This is a genomic window from Mucilaginibacter aurantiaciroseus (assembly GCF_024055595.1).
GTDB lineage: Bacteria > Bacteroidota > Bacteroidia > Sphingobacteriales > Sphingobacteriaceae > Mucilaginibacter > Mucilaginibacter aurantiaciroseus.
The window spans coordinates 503,009-524,346 of the sequence record NZ_JAMXOF010000003.1 but is presented as its reverse complement, the minus strand read 5'-3'; the positions used below and the strand labels follow the sequence as shown (position 1 = coordinate 524,346).

The window sequence follows — 21,338 nt, the reverse complement described above, 5'->3', positions numbered from 1 at the left end:
ATGTACGGATGCTAAACCATTATAAAATTGGTGTTTACATAACGCTTAGAAACACAAAAATTGTCTGCGATGCAGACAATTTTTTACAATACAACCCATTTTTTTTTGGAATAGCAAGTTATAACACATAAAAAGTATGTAACTAAACTGATATAGTAGCGTCTAATTATACCTCTAAAGCTACGTTAGGCCCTGCATTTATTATCTCCGGAGTGCTGTAAGCGGCGTATTTATCGAAGTTTTTAACAAAGGCCGCTGCCAGCTTGTTTGCGCTATCTTCATAATTATCGGCGCTGGCCCAGGTGTTTTTAGGATCTAAAATTTCATCGGGCACATTAGGGCAACTGTATGGTATAGCTATATTAAATATAGGGTGGCGGTGATAATCTACATTATCCAACCCTCCGTTAATGGCTGCGGTTATCATTGCACGGGTATGCGATAGCTTCATGCGCTGGCCTACACCATGCGCTCCGCCTGTCCACCCGGTGTTAACCAACCATACATTAACCTGGTGCTGTTTTATCTTTTCACCCAGCAGTGTAGCATAAGCTACCGGGTGCAATGGCAAAAAAGCCTCACCAAAACATGCCGAAAACGTGGTGGTTGGCTCGGTGATACCTGCCTCGGTACCTGCAATCTTGGCGGTGTAGCCGGAGATGAAGTGATACATAGCCTGCTCTGGCGTAAGCTTTGCTATTGGCGGCAATATCCCAAAGGCATCTGCGGTTAAAAAGAATATGTTTTTAGGCGATGCGCCTATAGATGGAATTACCGCGTTGCTTACATTATATAAAGGATAAGCCACACGGGTATTTTCCGTTTTATCTATATTATTAAAATTAACGCAGCGCGTACCGGGGTTAAAGTTCACATTTTCTAAAAGCGCACCATATTTAATAGCATTAAAGATCTGTGGCTCCTTCTCGGCAGTAAGGCCGGTGCATTTGGCGTAGCACCCCCCTTCAAAGTTGAATATGGTATAATCACTCCAGCCGTGTTCATCATCGCCGATAAGGCTGCGCTCCGGGTCGGCAGAGAGGGTAGTTTTGCCCGTGCCGGATAAGCCAAAGAATATAGCGGTATCGCCTTTGGCTCCGGTATTGGCCGAGCAATGCATCGACAGCACCTGCTTATCATGCGGCAGTATAAAGTTCAGCACCGAGAAGATGGCCTTTTTGATCTCGCCTGTATAACCAGTACCCCCTATCAGTATTATTTTTTTACTGAAGTTGATGATAGAGAAATTGGGCTGGCGGGTACCGTCCTTCTCCGGTTCGGCCATAAATCCGGGCGCTGCAATAATGGTCCACTCCGGCTCACCCCCGGGGTTCAGCACTTCGGGGCGGATGAACAGGTGGTGCACGAACAGGTTCTGGTAAGCTGTTTCGGTGACCACGCGGATGTCGATATGATATTTTTCGTTGGCGCAGGCGCAGGAGTCGCGCACAAAGATCTCCTTGCCGGCAAGGTATTTTGCTACCTTATTATATAAGGCGTTAAATTTCGCGCCATCAAACTTATAATTGATGCTACCCCACCATACCGCATCATGGGTTATGTGGTCATCAACAATAAAGCGGTCTTTTGGCGATCGGCCTGTAAATTTGCCGGTGTCAATAGCGAGGGCGCCGGTATCACTCAGTACACCTTCGTTACGTTTAATTGCAGCCTCAACAAGTTGTGCCGGGGTTAACTGGTAGTAAATAGCGGGGCTATTAGCCAGGTTTAGGTACCCTAAATTGGGTATCCGGTTAGCAGTGGTGTTCATCAGGAAGATATTTTATAATTGGTTGCTACAAAACTACCTTTTTGATACACTAAGAACCAAGCGTTTTTAAGTATTTATTTACATAATGTACATTATACACACCATTTAAGTAATTGATTATCAATAACTAAATAGAGTTAGTATTATTAATTTCGATACACTATCCTCCGGCCTTTTTTGCCTTGTAGCCATCTGTTTGCAGCATGGTAAGCACCTTATCCCTAAAATCGCCCTGTAAAAGCACTTCGCCATCCTTAACCGAGCCGCCTACGCCGCATTTGGTTTTCATTTTTTTGCCAATAGCTTCCAGGTCGGTATCTAACCCAATAAAGCCGCTTACGCGGGTTACCAGTTTGTTGCCTTTTATCCTGTCGAGGTAGATCTTTAAGTTTTGCTGCTGTGGCGGTAGGGTTTGCTGCTCGTTTCCACCCTCTTCCCGGTATTCAAAATCAGGGTCGGTAGAGTACATAATGCCGGTGAAGTTTTTCTTTGCCATAAGTCCCCTTTAAATCTCCCCCGGTAGGGGAGGCTTTTGTTTTTTTGTTTTGAATTTTATTTGCTCCCTTAATATTAAAAGCCCCTTTCCCCCCGGAGAGGGGGTTGGGGCGAAGCCTATTCTTTATATGATGCGCCAACAATCACATTCAGCGCGTTTGGCACTACTTCTATATCAATATTTGTGCCTGCCACCTGCGGTTCGCCATCCAGGTGGATAGGGCCCTCCTGATGCCGGGTGATATGGATATGCTTTCCTTTGATAATCTCTACGTATTTAGAACTATCTGCCGTTTTGGTGAACATCCTCAAGCCCATCTCCGGGAAACGCCATAGCGGGAAAGGTTTTATGATACAAACATCCAGCAAACCATCCTGCACAGACGCCGTTGGCGATACGTGCGCGTTGTTGCCGTATTGCGAGGAGTTGGCCATACTCAGCATAAATGCTTCGCGGTCATAAGGCACACCGTCAATTTCGATATGGTAGTTTTTGGATTGATAGGTAGAGATCTCTTTAATAGACGATTTAAAGTAGCTTACAAAGCCGCGCTTGTCGCTACCGTGTGCAAACACATGGCTGATGTGGGCGTCAAAACCCATCCCGGCCATGTTAAAAAACCATTGCCCGTTCATTTTACCGGCGTCAATGGTAATTGCCCTTGCCAGGTTAAGCGTCTTAAAGGCGTCCTCTGCATTCATCGGGATGTTCAAGAACCTAGATAAGCCATTGCCCGAGCCATAAGGGATAACACCCAGCGTGGTATCGCTATTTACAATGCCCGATGCTACCTCGTTAACGGTACCATCGCCGCCTACGGCAACAACAATATCGTACTCGCCTACCGCTGCCTTAGCTAAACCGTTCGCGTGAAAAATACCGGTGGTAAATTCAATGTCGTAATCAAAAATAGTTGTGTCAACGTATTTCTGTACTAGCTCCGGCACACCGTCCTTATTCTTCCCTCCCGATACCGGGTTTATTATAAATAACGCTTTCCTTTTCAACTATATAAGTTTACAGGGGGCAAAAGTAAATGTATTTTCGGCTTTGTGAAAAATTGTTTTATTTTCGCTTCCCGAAAGTGGACTGATTTAATGCCCCATTGTTGATAAACATACAACGGGACTGGATTGCAACCACGTAAAAAAGTGCTAAACCCTGCCCCTTTTACAACGTTCAAAGTAAATCTTTGCCTTTCGGTTTTAACGTTTATTACAAATAATAATATGCCATACTTATTTACATCGGAATCCGTGTCTGAAGGGCACCCGGATAAAGTTGCCGACCAGATATCGGACGCGTTAATTGATAACTTTTTAGCATTCGACCCCGAGTCGAAGGTAGCTTGTGAAACTTTGGTTACAACAGGCCAGGTTTTTTTAGCGGGCGAGGTAAAATCAAAAGCTTATTTAGACGTACAAAAAATTGCCCGCGATGTTATTAACCGTATTGGTTATACCAAAGGCGAATATATGTTTGACGGCAGCTCTTGTGGTGTGCTATCGGCCATCCACGAGCAATCGCCGGATATTAACCAGGGTGTAGACCGTAAGGCGAAAGAAGAGCAGGGCGCAGGCGACCAGGGTATGATGTTTGGTTACGCCACCATCGAAACTGATAACTATATGCCTTTGGCTTTAGATATTGCCCACGCTTTGTTACGCGAGCTTGCCGTTATCCGCCGCGAAAATACTGACATTAAGTACCTTCGCCCGGATGCAAAATCCCAGGTTACTTTAGAGTACAGTGATGATAACGTGCCAACCCGTATCGATGCGATTGTGATCTCTACCCAGCACGATGATTTTGCTGAGGAAGAAGCGATGCTATCAAAGATCAGCAAAGACATTGTGGAGGTCCTGATTCCGCGTGTTAAGGCTAAATATCCAAAATACGCCCACTTCTTTAACAATGAGATTACTTACCATATTAACCCAACCGGTAAATTTGTAATTGGTGGCCCGCATGGCGATACCGGCTTAACCGGCCGCAAGATTATTGTGGATACTTACGGTGGTAAAGGCGCCCACGGTGGCGGTGCATTCTCAGGTAAAGATCCATCAAAGGTTGACCGCTCTGCTGCTTACGCAACCCGCCACATCGCTAAAAACCTGGTAGCTGCAGGTGTTTGTACCGAAGTTTTGGTACAGGTATCTTACGCTATTGGTGTTGCAAAACCAATGGGCATCTATGTAAATACTTACGGTACCGCTAAGGTTGGCTTAAACGATGGCGAGATAGCTAAAAAGGTAGAAGAGATCTTCAACATGACGCCATACGCTATTGAAACCCGCTTTAAATTGCGTAACCCTATTTATAGCGAAACCGCTGCTTACGGCCACTTTGGCCGCCCAAGCGAGGTTGTTACCAAATCATTCAACGCGCACGATGGCAGCACCATCACCCGTGAAGTAGAATTGTTTACATGGGAAAAATTGGACTATGTAGATAAAGTAAAAAGCGCCTTCGGTTTGTAACAATCTAACCCGATAAATTATACAAAGGCGCACCACAACGGTGCGCCTTTTTTGTTAAACACTTAAGCTGCAATACGCAATGACTAAGAAACTTGCTTCGCCCCTACTGGTTGCCTTCGCGTTCTTCAACATATACATCATATGGGGCTCAACCTACCTGGCGGTGGCTTACGGGCTAAAAAGCTTCCCGCCATTTATATTAGTTGGTTTGCGGTATTTAAGCGCGGGGTTACTAATGCTGGCCTGGTGTAAGATCAAACGAGAGAAATTTCCAGAAAAAAAATTGGTAATTCGCCACGCCATAAGCGGCACCCTAATGCTGGTTGGCGGCACGGGCATGATAGCCTGGGCCGAGCAATACATCAGTTCCGGCCAGGCAGCCATATTGGTTGCAACAGAGCCACTTATATTTTTAATATTAGATAGGGCAAACTGGTCGCGATATTTTTCTAATAAATACATCATCAGCGGCTTGCTGATTGGCTTTACCGGTATATTCCTGTTCCTGAAACTCGGCGTAGCGGTAGCCAACCCCTCGCCTATGGCAACAGTAGCAAGTGTGGTAGTGTTATTTAGCGCGGTGCTTTGGGTGCTTGGGTCGTTAATGATCAAAGACAATAAGGGCAACAGCACCTCCACCATGAATGCAAGCATCCAGTTATTAGCGGCCGGTGTAGCAAGCGCCATCATCGCCTTCGCCAAAAGCGAGCAGGTGGGTTTCGCATTCGCGGATGTAAGCTGGCAAGCCTGGGGCGGGTTGGTATTTCTCATCGTATTTGGTTCGTTATTGGCATACCTTTCATTCGTCTGGCTTATCAGCATCAAACCTCCGGCAATCATCAGCACCCATACTTATGTAAACCCCGTTGTTGCAGTATTTTTAGGGTGGCTGTTAATAAATGAGCAAGTGAACTCCGCGCAGCTGATCTGCCTGTTTGTGATATTGATTGGGATAATGCTGGTTAATGTGCCGGGGTATTTGAGGAGGAACCGGGGTTTAGCGGAGTAAATTATCTAAGACTCGAAGGGTCGCTTCTTTACGAAAATTATCTTGTAGAGAAGCGATCCTTCGAGTCTCCCTTATGCAATGCCAGTAAAATGCCCCTTACAATTACGGGGGGGGCTTCATAATAACGTGGCGTAAATTATTTTATCTTTACCTCATGCAACACCCCGAAGCTAACCCCTGGAAAATAACATCAGAAAAAGACATTTACGATAACCCGTGGATAAATGTTACCGAGTACCAGGTAATCAACCCATCGGGCAACCCGGGTATTTACGGGCAGGTGCATTATAAAAATATCGCTATTGGTATTTTGCCTTTGGATAAGGACCTGAACACCTACCTGGTGGGCCAGTACCGTTTCACCCTAAAACAATACAGCTGGGAACTGCCCGAGGGCGGTGGCATTATCGGCGTTGATCCGTTAGAATCCGCAAAGCGCGAACTGTTAGAGGAAACGGGGTTAAAGGCCTCACAATGGACGGAGATCCAACGAATGCACTTGTCTAATTCGGTAAGTGATGAACTTTGCATCCTGTACATTGCCCGCGGCTTGGAACAGCACGAGGCCGAACCGGAGGATACTGAGCAACTTATTGTAAAAAAAGTCCCTTTTGAGGACGTTTACAGGATGGTTTGTAGCGGCGAAATAACCGATTCGTTAGCGGTGGCTGCCGTGCTTAAAGCCCGCTTAATGCAGTTAGAGAACACTTTATAAAATCGCGATTATCATTCCGCAAAAAATTTTAAATTTGCGCCCTTGATGAAAAAGTTTTTAGGCTATATCCTGTCCCCATTTGCAATTTTAGCATTCTTCCTGCTATTGGTAATATTTCACCCTATACAATGGCTTGCCCTTAAAGCAGGCGGTTATGTAGTGCATAAACGTGTGGTAGATCTCCTGAATTTTTTTTTGGTGCATACTGCGTACATACTATGCAACAGCGTAACCTTTATCAATAAACAAAACTTACCGCTTAACAGGCCTATCATTTTTATTGCTAATCATCAAAGCTTATTTGATATCCCACCAATGATTTATTATCTGCGCAGATATCACGCGAAGTTTATTTCTAAGGTGGAGCTTACAAAAGGCATCCCATCTATCTCCTTTAATTTAAAATATGGTGGTGGTGCCAATATTGATCGTAAAGATCCCCGCCAATCTATTACAGAACTGGTGAAATTTTCCGGGCGAATGAAAGACAGTAATTGGAGTGCTATCATTTTTCCAGAAGGCACACGATCGCAGGACGGCAAGGTAAAAAAGTTTCAATCTGCGGGTATTGCTACGCTTTTAAAAAAATGCCCTAAAGCACTTTTAGTTCCTGTTGCTATTAGCGAAAGCTGGAAGATGATCCAATATGGCATATATCCAATGAACACTTTTACCCCCATGAAATGGGAAGTTTTAGAACCTATTGAGCCGGGCACTACACCCGTAGATGAATTAATACAGGAAGTTGAAGGGCGAATAAGGGCGATTGTAGACCCAAATTAATCTATCTTTTTAGACCCGCTCATAACAATTCTATTCAATAAACTGGTGACACAATTCTGCCACCAATTAAAAAATCAATCATCTGATTATAAGCAAATTGCAAAAAGAAACGTGTGTTCACAATCGTGAACATGAACATTTCGCCTAAAATTATCTACTCCAGATCTCCCGCTGCAAAAGTATTTCCCTGGCTTACATCACCTGTTTCAAAACCTTTTTTGAACCAGTACATGCGCTGGGCGCTGGTGCCGTGGGTAAAACTATCGGGGTGCACTTCGCCCTGGTATTCTTTCTGCAGGCGGTCGTCGCCAATTTGATGAGCGGCGTTTAATGCCTCTTCAATATCACCGGGATCAAGCACATTTTTCTGGTTTTTCTCATAGTAAGCCCAAACACCAGCATAAAAATCAGCTTGAAGCTCCAGCTTTACAGATAGCTTATTGTACTCCTCCTGGCTCAACTGCTGCCTTGCCTGGTCCATTTTGGCTGATACGCCCAGCAGGTCCTGCACATGGTGGCCAACCTCGTGGGCTATTACATAGGCCTGAGCAAAATCGCCGGCAGCGCCAAATTTATTTGATAACTCATCAAAGAATGACAGATCGAGATACACTTTTTGATCGCCCGGACAATAGAACGGGCCTGTTTCGGCACCAGCTTGTCCGCAGGCGGTATTTACAGCATCTATAAAAAAATGTAGTTTGGGCTGCTCGTAAGTTTTACCCATATCGCTGAACAGTTTGGTCCAGATATCCTCGGTATCGGCAAAAATAACCTTGGCAAATTTTTTCTCTTTGGTATCGGGGATGGCTTGTTGGTTGTTTTCTTGCGGGGCACCGCCGCTATTCACCCGGTTAAGCACAGCAGATGGGTCGATGCCTGTAAAGAAATATATCGCGGCAGCTATAATGCCTACCACGCCGCCGCCAAGGGCCAACCCGCGGCCGCCTCGGCCGCTGCTGCCATCTTCTGTATTACTGCTTTCGCGCCTGCCCATCCATTGCATAATATTACTGTTTTGTTTGGCAACTAAACAGTAAGGTCCAAACAATTGTTTGGGCCTTACAAATTTGTGGTTATGAGGAAAACTTTATTTTTTCGGGATGCGTGTTGGGGTATCCTTACCGGCAACTATACTGCGCGAGCTTAGCGCAATAGCACGGATGGTTGCCACAATGTTATTTACATCAAGCGAGGCGTACTCATCCTTTACTGTATGGTATAATTTATCCGTCGGGATCTGGTCGGTAGAGATGGTATGCGCCGGTACGCCTAAAGCGGCAAGCGTCGCGTTATCACTGCGATAAAACAGGTTTTGCTCGGGGTATGGGTCCGGGTAAAACTTAAAGGCCGTACCTTCCAGGTTTTTTTGCAGGATAGTCCCAAAATCTGAACGTTCAAAGCCGGTGATAAAGGCAGAGTTTTCGCCAAACTTAGCGGCTTTACCGATCATTTCAATATTAAACAACGTTACTACTTTATCAGGGTCTAACTGCTTAGAAAAATATTGAGAACCAAAACCACCGATCTCTTCGGCAGTAAAGGCTACAAATACTAACGTACGTTCGTTGTTATTTAGCTTTTTGTAATACTTGGCAAGGGTTATAACCGCTGTAGTACCCGATGCATCATCATCGGCGCCGTTGGCTATGCTATCGCCATCCATGGCTTTGGTCATAATGCCCAGGTGATCATAATGCCCGCCGAATACTACATACTCATTAGGTTTTGATTTACCGGGGATAATACCCACCACATTAAATAATGGTTTCTCGGTTGATTTAACTTCGTATTTTACCGATGCCGATTTGAAATCGCCAAAGCCCCCAAGTAAAAATACGATGATTGGCGCTGTGTTATCCGCTTCTTTAAAGCTTATACCGTCTCTTTTATAACGGTTAGCCAACCTGTTAAAGTTTTTGGTAAAGCTGGTATCTATCAATACTAATTGCTTTTTACCACCGCTAAAAATAGCGCGATACTCGGTGGCAAAATCTTTACCGGCCCCAATTTTAACAACATCCACGCCATCGGTACTTGCCCAATTGAACGAGCCGGATGCGCTGATGGCTATGTTAGCTGCCGATACCTCCGCACCATTGATGGTAACTTTTGAACTTACAGGGCTGGTACTAACCATGCTAAAATTCTGGCGGAAGCCGGTGTTGCCTGTAAAGGGTTTTAAACCCGCGGCTTTAAGTTCACCCTCTATAAATGTGGCAGCTTTTTCGATACCTTTTGTAAAAGTACCGCGGCCTTCCATATCGTCGGCGCTAAGGGTTTTAATGATGCGCTCTACATCATCCTGTTTTATCAGTTTATTTACATCCTGGCAAAAGCCAATGGCCGGCGCTGCTGCTAAGGCGGTTATCGCTATTAAAAATTTAAATTTCATTTATTTTACTTTTGATGATAACCAGCTGCCGCGGAAATCTTTTTGTTGTTGGCTTAATGTTTTACCCGCTTTTTCAAAGGTTACTACTTCAAAGGCAGGACTTTCTTCTACCACTATGATCCCGTCGTGGTTGCCTGTGCGGTTTTTGTAGGTTACGGCAAGCTTATCGCCCGGTTTTTTATCTTTAATAATATCAGCGATCTCGGTTGCTGCCTTTACTTCCTTACCATCAATTTGCAGGATGGTATCACCTGCATCAAGTCCTGCTTTGTAAAACGGGGTATTTGACACGGTAGCGTTTGTGATAGTTAGCCCACCCTTTGATGGTTTGCTTGCTATACGGCCTATCCATGCTTTACCAGGCGCTGCTTTTTGCAATATCAAGCCTGCGTTAGCTAATAAAGCTTCGTAATTGTTCTTTTTTAAACCGTAGATGTAATCTGCAAAAAATGATGCCGCAAATTTAGGGTTAGTAACCTTACCAAGCGTGGCTTGCAGATCAGGTATGGTATATGGCTTTCCGGTTTTACCGTAAGCTAACCAAACCTGGCGCATGTAATCGTCAAGGGTAATCTTAAATTCGCTGCGTAAACGCAGATCAAGGGCTAAAGCTGTAGCGCCGCCATAAACATAGTAGCTTGTGAAAATATTACCATAATTAGTAGCATCAACTGCTACACCAGCATCTGTAAATACCGCGTAACGGCTCATTTGTGTTGGCGGATATTTTGCCGGGGCTGGGTCTGCTAAAACCGAGTTAACTAAACCTGCAACGGTGCGGGTATAATCCTCAACTGAATTAAAGCCACTGCGTACCAATAGCATTTCGCCGTAGTATTGCGTAAAACCTTCGGCAAACCAAAGCTCGTTGCTCATGTTGGCATGCTCAAAGTTAAACGGCTCTAACGATTTTGGGCGGATGCGCTCCACATTCCAGCTATGGAAAAACTCGTGCGAGTAGGTGCCTAACAGGTCTTTCTCGTTACCAGCAACTTTATCTGATCCGTCAACAATACAAGTAGAGTTGCGGTGTTCCATGCCATCGCCAAAGTTGTTTGGGTGTACATCGTCAAGGAATGTATAGCTCCCGTAATCATAATCCGGCTGTTCGCCAAAAACGGCTTTTTCTTCAAGGACAACCTTTTTTACCATTTGGGCAAAGTTGTCTATGGTAGCCTGGTCATCATCGGAGTGTACGGCAATACCCATTTTTTGCTTTTTGCCGTTAGTGTTAACCACATCCCAGTAATTGGTTTTAACGTTAGATAGTTCGGTAGGGCTATCCATCATATATTGCATATCGGGCGCGCTGTAAACATTATCGCCTTCGTGCTTTAATTGGGTAGCAACCTTCCAGCCGTATTTATCCAAATCGTTAAATTCAAACTTTATCGGGCGGGTAACAATATCTTTATTAACTGCCCACATAAACGCTGCAGGCATATTCAGGTGCGCATGGCTGGCATCAATACCAACGTAAGTACCATCGGTGTGGTTACCAAATAAGGTATAGCTTATTTTCACTACCGAACCATGTTCTGCCACCTCGTAAACATCGCCCTCAACCTGTTTTATAACTAATTCTTTACCGCTCAGGTCAAATGCCTTTACATTGTAAATATTCTTGCCAAACTCATGCGTGGCATAACGCCCTGGTGATGAGCGGCTCATCCGCATTCTTAACGGCACGTTTTCGGTTATTTCAGGAACCGTTATCGTGATTTCGGCCTCGTGGTGGGCAGCGTTAGGGAACGATACAGCATAGTAAAGCCCGTTGCGTGCTTTAATTTGTGCATTAGCGCCAAACGCGAAAAAAACGGCAGCTGTAAGGAGTAATATTTTCTTCATTGTGATGATATGATTAAGGTGTTGAAATTACCAATAAATCAGATAATTCGTATCTATCAATTTTCTTACAAAACCTCACCTAAATTCTTTTTAAAGCAGAGGCCTTAAAATTTCTTCTGGCCGGGGAAGAGGTTAATCATAACTATGCCTGCCCAGGTCATATTCCGATTGCGCGGTGATGATCTGCTTTCGCCGGGCTATATCGGCATCCAGATTATGATCGTAAGTGTTATCGGTAACGGCAATATCCCGGTCTTTATCCTTATTGGCAAAGTGGATGTTCGCTTCGCCGATCTTAGTCAAAGCCATATCATAAGGCCCTTTGGGCGACATCAGCTTTACAAAAACCGGCAAACATTCAAACAGGATAAACAGGTAGCCAATAAATGAGATAGCCATATAGGTATCCAGATCGCGCGTGCCATCAACATTGTAAGATAACTGGCCCAATGCCCAGTTACGATCTGCAAAACCAGCTACGTTTGATAGGCTGTCCAGTTGCTTTTCGCTAAATAATCGGGCAGCATTCAGCCCTTCATAATCTTTACGTTTACTTAAGTATTGGTCCATCTGGCCCAAGTTTTCGGTAACCGTTTTAAGCCTGTCCTCTTTCTCCTGAAGTACCTGGGCTTTTTGCTTCGCGTACGTACCATAACCGTTTATGCCCGATGTTTGGTTTGTTTTATCACCAAAAACTTCCTGGTTCAACTCGTAGCGCGAACGGTTAATATCGCGTTCCAGCGAGTCCTTCTCTTTCTTCAGATCGGTATTTTTAACCAGTTCCTGCCCGTATTTTTGCTGATAGGTTTTTTGAAGCGTATCTATCTTGCTGTGCTGTCCCTTCAGGTAAGCCGTTTTTAGCTTGGTGCTGATCTCCTTATCAAAGATCTTCAGCTCCAGCGGGCGCGATATTACTACGCCTATCATTATGGCCAATAAAATACGAGGCGTGGCCTGTAAGATCTGCTGATTCATACTACCTTCTTTGTTGATGCTGGATACGATGTACCTATCCATATTAAAAATGGCGGTGCCCCATATCAAACCGAAAAGGATGGCTAAACCAACGGCAAATGCATTGCCGCTGAATACAAAGTACATGGCGTACCCGCCGGATAGCGAGGCAAAAAGCGCGGTGAAAAATATGGTGGCACCAATGCCCACATACTTATTATGCTCTATCGGGTATTTTTTTAGTGTGCCCACGTGCGCGCCGGAACAGAACCAAAAAAACCTGGTTACTTTTTTCATTCAGGAATAGCGTAATAATATACACTTAACCATAAAACGCACTTAGGTACTGATTGTTACAGATTGACTACAAATATTTGATATAGAAAAACATACCTTTGGCTGTTAATTATATTTACCATGCAAGAAATAAGCGTACTGGAACTTAAAGAAAAATTAGATAAAGGCGAAGATCTTCAACTGATTGATGTTCGCGAGGACTTTGAATATGAAACATCAAACATCGGCGGATTATCTATCCCGCTTGGCGGCATATTGATTGAAGCCGATAAGGTAGAGAAAGATAAGCCTGTTGTTGTAATGTGCCGCAGCGGTAAACGCAGCATGGCAGCCATTATGCAGTTAGAGCAGCAGGGCTACACTAACCTTAGCAACTTGCAAGGTGGTATTTTAGCCTGGAAAGCAGAAATAGACCCGGAACTTAACGTTTACTAAAATGGGCAAAAAGGTAGCACTAAACGTGTTCTACAACATCGCGATATTTTTGTGTATCGTAATTGTATGGAATGCGGTTGAAGCGGCACGCTGGGAGTACGTACTGGCCTGCGCTTTTATAGCCGGTATCATCATTACGCTAAAGATCCGCCTGATAAAAGAGATCAGGGAAATGCAGAACAACAAGTAATTGTAACAATAAACAGATCCGTATATTTAATTTCTAAAAACTACCCAAATAATTTTAACCAAAACATAAAATGTTTTTAATAATTGTTGGTATTGTTGTGCTTATTGTAGGTATAACAATAAAGCGTTCTAATGAGCCCGTTAACCGCTTTGGCGGTATTATCAGCATTATAGGTATAGCGATAGCGGGTATTAGCTTGCTATTTTCAGTTTTCAAGGTGATAGATCCCGGTAAAGTTGGTGTACAGGTTCTGTTTGGTAAAGTACAAAATGATGTACTGGAAAGCGGCCTGCATGTTATAAACCCGCTGGTTGATGTGACCATCTTTAACACCCAAACCCAAAACTACACCATGAGCGCTGTGCACAGCGAAGGTGAAGTGCAGGGTGATGATGCCATCCGCGTGCTATCATCAGACGGATTGGAAGTTACTATTGACCTTACCGTTCTGTACAAGGTAAATGCCAATAAAGCGCCTTTTATTATGCAGAACATTGGTATGGATTACGTGGATAAGATAGTACGTACCGTTGCCCGTACCGCCATACGCGATAACGCGGTTAACTATGCCGCCGTAGATCTTTACTCCATCAAACGCCAGGAATTTCAAAATAAAATAAATAGTACCATATCTTTAAGTTTTGAAAAGCGCGGTCTCGATCTGCAACAGATCCTGATCCGTAATATCTCCCTGCCACCATCTGTTAAGGCGAGTATCGAATCGAAAATAAACGCCGAGCAGGAAGCCCAGAAAATGACCTTTGTGCTCCAAAAAGAACGTCAGGAAGCCGACCGTAAACGCGTGGAAGCACAGGGTATTGCCGATTACCAGAAGATCCTGTCAACCGGCTTGTCTGATAAGCAACTGCAATACGAAACTATTAAAGCCCAAAAGGAAATCGCCCTATCGCCAAACACTAAGGTTATTATTATTGGTGGGGGTAAAGGCAACCCGATAATGCTGAGTGATAAGTAAGCTCTCAATCCCAGTCATTTCGAACGAGGTACCAAGAGAAATCCTGTTAGTAGCCAACTTGGGCTTATGTAACAAGTTTTCTCTCTATCGTTCGAAATGACATATAGGAAGAAGGGCTTATTTCACCGGCAACTTTAGCCCTAATGCTTCGATATATCCTTTATTAGGGATACAATTCACAAACTTGCTGTTCTCTAAAAATGCCCATAGGGCTTTGCGAATCTTTTCCCTATCGGCAGGGGCGGCCTTGCGAATCTCCTCGAAAGTGCCGCGCGGGGCTTCGGTGTAGTTGATGATGTCTTCGTAACCATCGGGTACATTAAAGCTCATGATGCCTTTCAGATTGTCCAGCTTTTTGTATGGCCAGTAATGCCAGCCAATGCGATTCTTTTCGCAAAGGATGCGGAAGTCTTTTACCCAGGCGTCTTCGTTCTCGCCGGTTTCGCCAACGTAGATTGGCACGTTGTATTTATCACGGAAATCTATATAATCCTGTATCACATTTTGCACGGGCTCCGTCCAATATTTGTGGAAGGTGTAAACGCTTTTACTATCGAATGGCTTGCCGAAGGGTTTGAAGTTACTGTCCCACTGCGCACCTCCCAGGAACACGATGTGGTTCTTATCTACTGAACGCACCGCCGCTGTTATCTGTTTAAAGGTTGGCTCTAAATGCGGATTTAGTTCATCAACTTTAAAATAATGGGCAATAGGTTCGTTCAACAGATCGTAACCCATTATAATAGTTTCATTTTTATAATGGCCGGCTATTTTGTGCCAGATATCCGCAGTAAGTTTACGGCTTGATGCACTTGTGAACAAGAACGGGAAACCATTGCCATCATCAATATTATCACCGGTTTGGCCGCCGGGTGCGCAGTGCATATCTAATATTACATAAAGGTTTTCTTTTTTGCACCAGCCTATTACCCTATCCAGCAGTTCGAAACCACGGTTTGGGTTGTTTTGGCCCATGTAATCCTCGTAAGTAAACAGTTTATAGTTGAACGGGATGCGGATGGAGTTCATGCCCGATGCTTTCAGAAATTTGATATCCGCTTCGGTAACATAGGTATCCTGGAATTTGCGCCAAAACAATTTCATTTCTTCGGGACCAACCAGTTCGGTCAATGCCTCGTTGATCATCTTGGGCGAGTTGATCTTTTTAAACTTGAACATGTAACCCTCGGGCACCAGCCAATTACCCAGATTTGTACCGCGCATCAAAAATGGCTTGCCATCGGCACCTACAATTTCTTTGCCTTTAACGGTGATGAACTTTGGTGCCTGCGCGCTGGAATTAAATATGCCGGCAGCAATAATCAGCAGGAGTGCGATGATCCTTTTCATTTTTAATTTATGATGGTTTACAGAAAGCGTTTACAACTGGCGGCCAACGCTAAACAAATGTAAGGTATTTACATTATCATTTAACATTTGTACCGATGTTGCAATAATGCGTATTTTGTGCCTCAACACCACTAACGATGAAACTATCCAATAAAATATTTCCGTTAATTTTCATCCTTTGGAGTTTTTTTATAGTTGCCGCCCATGCGCAAAAAATCACGGTAGCTATTGCTGCAAACCTGCAACCGGTAATGAAAGATTTGCAGCATGATTTTAAAACACGGACCAAAATAGATATCGATGTTATCTCCGGCTCGTCGGGCAACCTCTCCACCCAGATCCGTAACGGCGCGCCCTATGATGTGTTTATGTCGGCAGACAAGGCGTTTCCCGAGGCTTTGCAAAAAGATGGACTTACCCTTAAAAACTCGGTGGTATATGCGCAAGGTGTACTGATTATCGCCAGCACTCAAAACCTAAATTTTAATAGTTGGAACAAGCTTTTGCTTCGCGATAATATCAGTAAGATAGCTATCGGCAACCCCGCCATTGCGCCATACGGTAAGGCCGCGCAGCAGGCATTAACCAAAGCCGGTATTTATGACAAGGTGAAAAGCAAGATCGTTTTTGGCGAAAGCATTACGCAGGTTAATACTTATATCACTACGGGTGTTGTGCCGGTTGGGTTCACTACTTTGTCATTAATAAAAGATGCTAACAATAAAGTATCGTTGCACTATAAGATCATCAACCCAAAGGATTACGAACCGATAGAACAGGCCATGGTAGTGCTTAAAAACGCGAAGGGTAAACCCGCTACCGAAAAATTCTATCGGTACATATTAAGCGCGCCGGCAAAAAAAATATTTAAAGCTTACAGCTACCACACCTTATAACGCATGGACCTTACACCCATTTGGCTCACCCTAAAATTAGCGGCTATCACCACCCTGATATTGCTGCTGATCGGCTTGCCATTGGCCTGGTGGTTATCCAAAAAGCGGTCGTTTGTAAAAATCATAATCGAGGCTATTATTACCATGCCTTTGGTGCTGCCGCCATCTGTACTGGGGTTTTATTTGTTGCTGGCGTTTAGTCCGCAGCGCGGGTTGGGGCATTGGCTGCAGCAAACGTTTGATGTGCAGTTTGTATTCTCGTTCCAGGGCCTGGTGCTGGCATCTGTCATTTACAGCATGCCGTTTATGATCAGCCCGGTAAAATCAGCGTTTCAGCAATTGCCGCAGTCACTATCGCAGGCATCATATACGCTCGGTAAAAGCCAATGGCAAACCTTCCGGTACGTTTTACTGCCCAATATCAAACCCTCATTATTAACTGCGGCTGTGCTTACCTTTGCCCATACGCTTGGCGAGTTTGGGGTAGTGCTGATGATAGGCGGCAACATCCCCGGCGTTACACGGGTGGCATCCATTGCGGTTTACGACTCGGTAGAGCAGATGAATTACACTGCAGCCAATAACTATTCGCTGGTGCTGTTTACTATTACATTTGTGATGGTGTTAAGCGTTTTTATTTATAATAAGTACCAGGCAAAAAGCCCGTTAGAATGATAGCAGTTGAAATTGAAAAAAAGCTAAAAGCTTACAAAGGCTTACAGATACTGCTGATAAAAAAGCAATTTATTCCCGGCAGTATCACCCGTATTACCGGCCCATCCGGCGCGGGCAAAACCACGTTTTTAAAAATGTTGGCGGGGTTGATAAATCCTGACAGCGGTACAATAAAAGCAGGTAATACTATTTGGTTCGATGCCTCACAAAACATCAACCTATCCCCTCAGAAAAGGCGTATCGGTTTCGTTTTTCAGGATTACGCGCTATTCCCAAATATGACGGTGAAAGAGCATTTGGAATATGCCACAAACGATACCGCCTGGATAAATCGCCTCTTAAGCATCGGCGTATTGGAAACCTTCACTAATCACAAACCCAACCACCTATCCGGCGGGCAGCAACAGCGCCTGGCTATTCTTCGCGCACTTGCTACCAAACCAAAATTGCTATTGATGGATGAGCCATTTTCGGCACTGGATATTAAGATGAAGTCGGCGTTGATAAAGGAGTTACAAGCATTGTTTATTGGGCTCGGCGCAACCGCGCTTATTGTTAGCCATAACCCGCAAGAGCTGGATGGGATAAGTACCGCTGAGTTAGAAATAGGCGACTAGCCCTCATCTTTACCACCCCATTTACAGGGCGGACTACCAATTTACAGGGGATGGGTTTAGCCAAAATAGTTTGAAAGGTTCGGCTAAAGCCGGTTACTTTCTACTCTGATCCGTTGGCTAAAACCAACGGCAATGAAGTTATCTCTCTCTTCAGAAAGCCTATTTTGACCAACTTTTTACTTAACTATTGTACTTGCGATACCACAATCTTATCCAAATTATGCAAATACCTGCGGCCGGTTTTAAAATCGATGGCTGATGTCATTTGCATGCTCTCGGGCATTTTATCTGCTTTGATGCCGTTCTTTTCCATAATGATGTACACATGGTTACCAACTTCGGTGTTATACAATTCATTCCACGAATACACCACTTTGTAGCCATCAACACCAGTACAAACAAAGTAAAACCGGCTCATCAACTTCGGGCTTGTAGTTTTGAATTTGGTATGCGATAACACATCTTTCAGCAGGATGCCTTTCAGTTCATCGTCCTGGTGTTTGAACGCGCCGGTATGATCGGTAACTTTAATATTGCCAAGTGGGCTAATGGTGTATTGCTTTAGCGAATCGAGGGTGATGACAGATTCTTTCACCACTTCACCGGTGATGGCAAATTTTAGGGTTTGCTGGTTTTTTTCCTGCGCGGTGGCGGCGCTTGTGTACAGTAATAATAGTAGTATTAAATTTTTCATGATAAATTATATGCCAATATATGAATTTCTTGAAATCAAAACCGCAAATTAAAGCCACGGCGCTGTATTATGCGTATATAGATATAAACAGCTATCTTCACCATATAAGCGCTTGTTAATGAAAATCATAAAAGAAAAACATTCTTTAGCTATGCGGTGGACACATTGGGTAAACTTCCCGATCCTCACCATTATGATCTGGAGCGGGATGCTTATTTATTGGGCTAACGATACGTATACCTTTGGCCTGTTTGGGCATACGTTTTTCAGGTTTTTCCCCGATTGGTTTAATATCGCTTTAAACATTCCAAAGCGCCTGTCCGAAGGGATGGCCTTCCACTTTTTGTTTATGTGGTTTTTTACCATCAACGGTGTGGTGTATATATTATACACGCTCTTCTCTGGCGAGTGGCGGGAATTGGCACCCAATTGGAATTCGTTTAAAGAGGCCTGGCAGGTGCTGTTACATGATCTGCATGTCCGTAAAATGGCGCCGCCTCAAAAGAAATACAATGCCGCGCAGCGGATAGCTTATACCGCCATTATCATCATGGGCTTTGGCTCGCTCATTACCGGGTTGGCTATTTATAAACCCGTACAGTTTAATACACTAACCTGGCTTTGCGGCGGGTACCACGCCGCGCGGATAGAACATTTTGTATTGACCATTGGCTACGTGTTTTTCTTTATCATCCACGTGGTGCAGGTTGTACTTGCCGGGTGGCGTAATTTCCAATCGGTTATCACCGGGTTCGAGGTGACGGATGATCAGCCCAACCGCATTATTAAACCCATATCGAGCGATGAAAAGTAAAAAGCCAAAAAAGCCGCTCACCATCGAGCAGAAAATAAACCGGCGCACATTTATTTCGTTTGGTACGTTCGCGGTGCTGTCGGCTGCGGCTTACAAAGGATGGGGCTGGCTAAAAAATTCGCCAAAGGAAGTACGCACGGTTACGGCGGGAGCCAAAGCACCTTTGCGCCGGGCATTAAACCAAACAGAACTTGCTTTCCGCAGATTATACAGCAACAACAACCTCGTTAAAACCTATCCAAAAGACCGCGCTGCCAAAACGGTGCGCTATAATAGCGCCATTGGCCTGCAGCCAAAATCCAATGTGGAAAATTGGAAATTGGAGGTAAAAAAGCAATCGGGCGAGGTAATGAACATTACCCTGGATCAGATCAAATCCCTGCCTAAAACAGACTTGATCTTCGATTTTAAATGTGTAGAAGGCTGGGACCAGATCTCGCACTGGGGTGGCGTAAAATTCAGCGATTTTATAGAACACTTTAATTTGGGCGACCAAGCCAACCTGGATTACGTAGGCATGGCTACGCCAGATAAAAAGTATTACGTAGGTATCGATATGCCAAGCGCCATGCACCCCCAAACCTTATTGGCCTATGAGATGAACGACCAGCCGCTGATTCCCAAGCATGGCGAACCGTTGCGGCTCATCATCCCGGTAAAGTATGGTATCAAAAACTTAAAGTGTATTGGCAGCATGGTGTTCAGCAACCAGCGCCCACCCGATTACTGGGCCGAGATAGGATACGATTATTACTCGGGCTTGTAGTTTACTTACAAACGGTATTTACAAAACGTTCTACCACGTAGGTTGATAACTGGCCGCCTGGACCGTTGATATTATAATCGAACCCGTGGGTTGCCCATGGCAGGTTAAGGTAGTAATGTTTCACACCATTCTCGGTCAGCTTCGCGTCCAGTTTATGGCTGTGTATGGGCGATACCAGCACATCATTTTCTCCGTGGATAATGAGCGTAGGCACGGTTTGCTTATTAACAAATTCAATTGGCGAACTGGCAAAATATTTATTGGGCACAGCATTATAGGTGCCCCCAAGGTAGCGCTCCATCACCCCGCGCGAGTCCATCACCAACTTACTGGCCGGTTTCGAATATCCCCAAACCATATCTGCCGGGCCATAAAAATTGACGATGCCTTTCAGTCCGTTTTGCGGGCGATTGTAGGCCGATAAAAGGGCAATTTGTGCCCCCGCCGAGCGGCCCAAAAGCACAAAATTATTGGTATCGATGTTTAATTTATCCGCATTTTTGCGAAGGTATGCTAATGCTTGATCCACATCTTCAATTGCCAACGGCGCTTTGTACTGCGGTGCTAAACGGTAATTGATGGATGCCACATTATAGCCATCGGTAGCAAGGTAGCTGTTCAGTTCGGGCAATTGTTGGCTGTCGCCACTGCTCCAGGAGCCCCCATGAACCACTACCACACAAGGCTTTTTACCGCCAACCTGCGCAGGGTAATAATCAAGGGTTAACTTATGAGCTTCGCTGTAAGTTATTGTCTGATAGGCAAATTGCTTCCCCGCGCCTTTAAATAGTTTTATGAAACTAAATACCGGCTGAGTATTATCACCATTGATAATGGTGCTGCCCGGGCCAAAGGCGGTATTGAAATTTTGCTTTAATGTTGATGCTACCAGGTAAGCCCTCGCAACAGGCGAAAGGAATAAAACCAAAGCCAAAACACCTATTAGTATTGAGGCCGACTGGAATTTTTCCACCCAAAAACAGCCTATTAATAGCAAGCCTGTTAAGCCAATAAATATCAACGGAAATTCGGATACAGCTATAGCCAGCACCCATAAATGATATGTAGGCGCTTTAAAAACTGTTAATAGCGAAGCAAAAAATAACAAAACAAGAAATGCCAGCAAAATAACACCCACAATTTTTAACATTTGCTTCATATACATAAAACCGGCTTG

Annotated in this window: 22 protein-coding genes; 12 read left to right on the top strand and 10 right to left on the bottom strand. The window is 44.4% G+C overall.

The genetic code is table 11. The features are described 5' to 3' along the window. Positions 1-166: 166 nt before the first annotated feature. From pckA to NAF17_RS15615, 3 genes are all read right to left on the bottom strand, one after another. Positions 167-1,771, bottom strand: coding sequence for a phosphoenolpyruvate carboxykinase (ATP) (gene pckA, locus NAF17_RS15625; RefSeq protein WP_252758943.1), 1,605 nt, complete (start codon positions 1,769-1,771; stop codon positions 167-169). Positions 1,772-1,931: 160 nt separating this feature from the next. Then, positions 1,932-2,267, bottom strand: coding sequence for a translation initiation factor (locus NAF17_RS15620; RefSeq protein ID WP_252758942.1), 336 nt, complete (start codon positions 2,265-2,267; stop codon positions 1,932-1,934). 116 nt (positions 2,268-2,383) lie between these two features. Further along, a complete protein-coding gene (locus tag NAF17_RS15615; protein WP_252758941.1) occupies positions 2,384-3,274 on the bottom strand; it encodes a diacylglycerol/lipid kinase family protein in 891 nt (296 codons plus the stop codon). A gap of 222 nt (positions 3,275-3,496) precedes the next feature. On the opposite strand from NAF17_RS15615, the gene metK reads away from it, so the two are divergent. From metK to NAF17_RS15595, 4 genes are all read left to right on the top strand, one after another. After that, positions 3,497-4,747 (top strand): methionine adenosyltransferase, encoded by a 1,251-nt coding sequence (gene metK, locus NAF17_RS15610; protein WP_252758940.1) that lies wholly within the window; start codon positions 3,497-3,499, stop codon positions 4,745-4,747. Positions 4,748-4,826: 79 nt separating this feature from the next. Further along, positions 4,827-5,756 (top strand): EamA family transporter, encoded by a 930-nt coding sequence (locus NAF17_RS15605; RefSeq protein ID WP_252758939.1) that lies wholly within the window; start codon positions 4,827-4,829, stop codon positions 5,754-5,756. A gap of 154 nt (positions 5,757-5,910) precedes the next feature. Next, on the top strand, positions 5,911-6,471 hold the full coding sequence (locus tag NAF17_RS15600; RefSeq protein ID WP_252758938.1) for an NUDIX domain-containing protein: 561 nt from the start codon (positions 5,911-5,913) through the stop codon (positions 6,469-6,471). Between the two features lie 45 nt (positions 6,472-6,516). Then, on the top strand, positions 6,517-7,254 hold the full coding sequence (locus tag NAF17_RS15595; protein ID WP_252758937.1) for a lysophospholipid acyltransferase family protein: 738 nt from the start codon (positions 6,517-6,519) through the stop codon (positions 7,252-7,254). A 154-nt stretch (positions 7,255-7,408) separates the two neighbouring features. Here the strand turns inward: NAF17_RS15595 and ypfJ are convergent, their stop codons facing one another. The 4 genes from ypfJ to NAF17_RS15575 form a co-directional block, all read right to left on the bottom strand. Continuing rightward, positions 7,409-8,260, bottom strand: a complete 852-nt coding sequence (gene ypfJ, locus NAF17_RS15590) for a KPN_02809 family neutral zinc metallopeptidase (protein WP_252758936.1) — start codon at positions 8,258-8,260, stop codon at positions 7,409-7,411. Between the two features lie 84 nt (positions 8,261-8,344). Next, positions 8,345-9,649: a M20/M25/M40 family metallo-hydrolase gene (locus tag NAF17_RS15585; RefSeq protein WP_252758935.1), complete on the bottom strand. Its 1,305-nt coding sequence runs from the start codon at positions 9,647-9,649 to the stop codon at positions 8,345-8,347. Next, a complete protein-coding gene (locus NAF17_RS15580; RefSeq protein WP_252758934.1) occupies positions 9,650-11,497 on the bottom strand; it encodes a M61 family metallopeptidase in 1,848 nt (615 codons plus the stop codon). It abuts the gene before it with no gap. 132 nt (positions 11,498-11,629) lie between these two features. Then, a complete protein-coding gene (locus NAF17_RS15575; RefSeq protein WP_252758933.1) occupies positions 11,630-12,748 on the bottom strand; it encodes a DUF4407 domain-containing protein in 1,119 nt (372 codons plus the stop codon). 120 nt (positions 12,749-12,868) lie between these two features. Between NAF17_RS15575 and NAF17_RS15570 the strand changes: the two genes are divergently transcribed. The 3 genes from NAF17_RS15570 to NAF17_RS15560 all read left to right on the top strand — a co-directional run bounded on the left by NAF17_RS15570 (position 12,869) and on the right by NAF17_RS15560 (position 14,349). After that, positions 12,869-13,183, top strand: a complete 315-nt coding sequence (locus NAF17_RS15570) for a rhodanese-like domain-containing protein (protein ID WP_252758932.1) — start codon at positions 12,869-12,871, stop codon at positions 13,181-13,183. A 1-nt stretch (position 13,184) separates the two neighbouring features. Beyond that, on the top strand, positions 13,185-13,373 hold the full coding sequence (locus NAF17_RS15565) for a DUF6358 family protein (RefSeq protein ID WP_252758931.1): 189 nt from the start codon (positions 13,185-13,187) through the stop codon (positions 13,371-13,373). 70 nt (positions 13,374-13,443) lie between these two features. Continuing rightward, entirely contained in the window at positions 13,444-14,349 is a 906-nt protein-coding gene (locus NAF17_RS15560; RefSeq protein WP_252758930.1) for a prohibitin family protein, read from the top strand. 117 nt (positions 14,350-14,466) lie between these two features. Here the strand turns inward: NAF17_RS15560 and NAF17_RS15555 are convergent, their stop codons facing one another. Beyond that, complete coding sequence (locus tag NAF17_RS15555; RefSeq protein WP_252758929.1) at positions 14,467-15,699, bottom strand: glycoside hydrolase family 5 protein; 1,233 nt, start codon at positions 15,697-15,699, stop codon at positions 14,467-14,469. A gap of 137 nt (positions 15,700-15,836) precedes the next feature. On the opposite strand from NAF17_RS15555, the gene modA reads away from it, so the two are divergent. Genes modA through NAF17_RS15540 form a run of 3 tightly spaced genes read left to right on the top strand, consistent with a single transcriptional unit; the run spans position 15,837 to position 17,887 of the window. Then, on the top strand, positions 15,837-16,595 hold the full coding sequence (gene modA, locus NAF17_RS15550; protein WP_252758928.1) for a molybdate ABC transporter substrate-binding protein: 759 nt from the start codon (positions 15,837-15,839) through the stop codon (positions 16,593-16,595). Positions 16,596-16,598: 3 nt separating this feature from the next. After that, positions 16,599-17,270 (top strand): molybdate ABC transporter permease subunit, encoded by a 672-nt coding sequence (modB, locus tag NAF17_RS15545; protein ID WP_252758927.1) that lies wholly within the window; start codon positions 16,599-16,601, stop codon positions 17,268-17,270. Further along, positions 17,267-17,887, top strand: coding sequence for an ATP-binding cassette domain-containing protein (locus NAF17_RS15540; RefSeq protein WP_252758926.1), 621 nt, complete (start codon positions 17,267-17,269; stop codon positions 17,885-17,887). The genes modB and NAF17_RS15540 overlap by 4 nt, the downstream gene beginning before the upstream one ends. Before the next feature lie 184 nt (positions 17,888-18,071). On the opposite strand, the gene NAF17_RS15535 is transcribed toward NAF17_RS15540, so the two are convergent. Continuing rightward, on the bottom strand, positions 18,072-18,581 hold the full coding sequence (locus NAF17_RS15535) for a hypothetical protein (protein WP_252758925.1): 510 nt from the start codon (positions 18,579-18,581) through the stop codon (positions 18,072-18,074). A 118-nt stretch (positions 18,582-18,699) separates the two neighbouring features. On the opposite strand from NAF17_RS15535, the gene NAF17_RS15530 reads away from it, so the two are divergent. Then, entirely contained in the window at positions 18,700-19,395 is a 696-nt protein-coding gene (locus tag NAF17_RS15530) for a cytochrome b/b6 domain-containing protein (protein WP_252758924.1), read from the top strand. Then, positions 19,385-20,161: a molybdopterin-dependent oxidoreductase gene (locus NAF17_RS15525; RefSeq protein ID WP_252758923.1), complete on the top strand. Its 777-nt coding sequence runs from the start codon at positions 19,385-19,387 to the stop codon at positions 20,159-20,161. Before NAF17_RS15530 ends, NAF17_RS15525 begins: the two co-directional genes overlap by 11 nt. Position 20,162: 1 nt before the next feature. Here the strand turns inward: NAF17_RS15525 and NAF17_RS15520 are convergent, their stop codons facing one another. Beyond that, a complete protein-coding gene (locus tag NAF17_RS15520; protein WP_252758922.1) occupies positions 20,163-21,320 on the bottom strand; it encodes an alpha/beta hydrolase in 1,158 nt (385 codons plus the stop codon). Between the last annotated feature and the right edge of the window lie 18 nt (positions 21,321-21,338).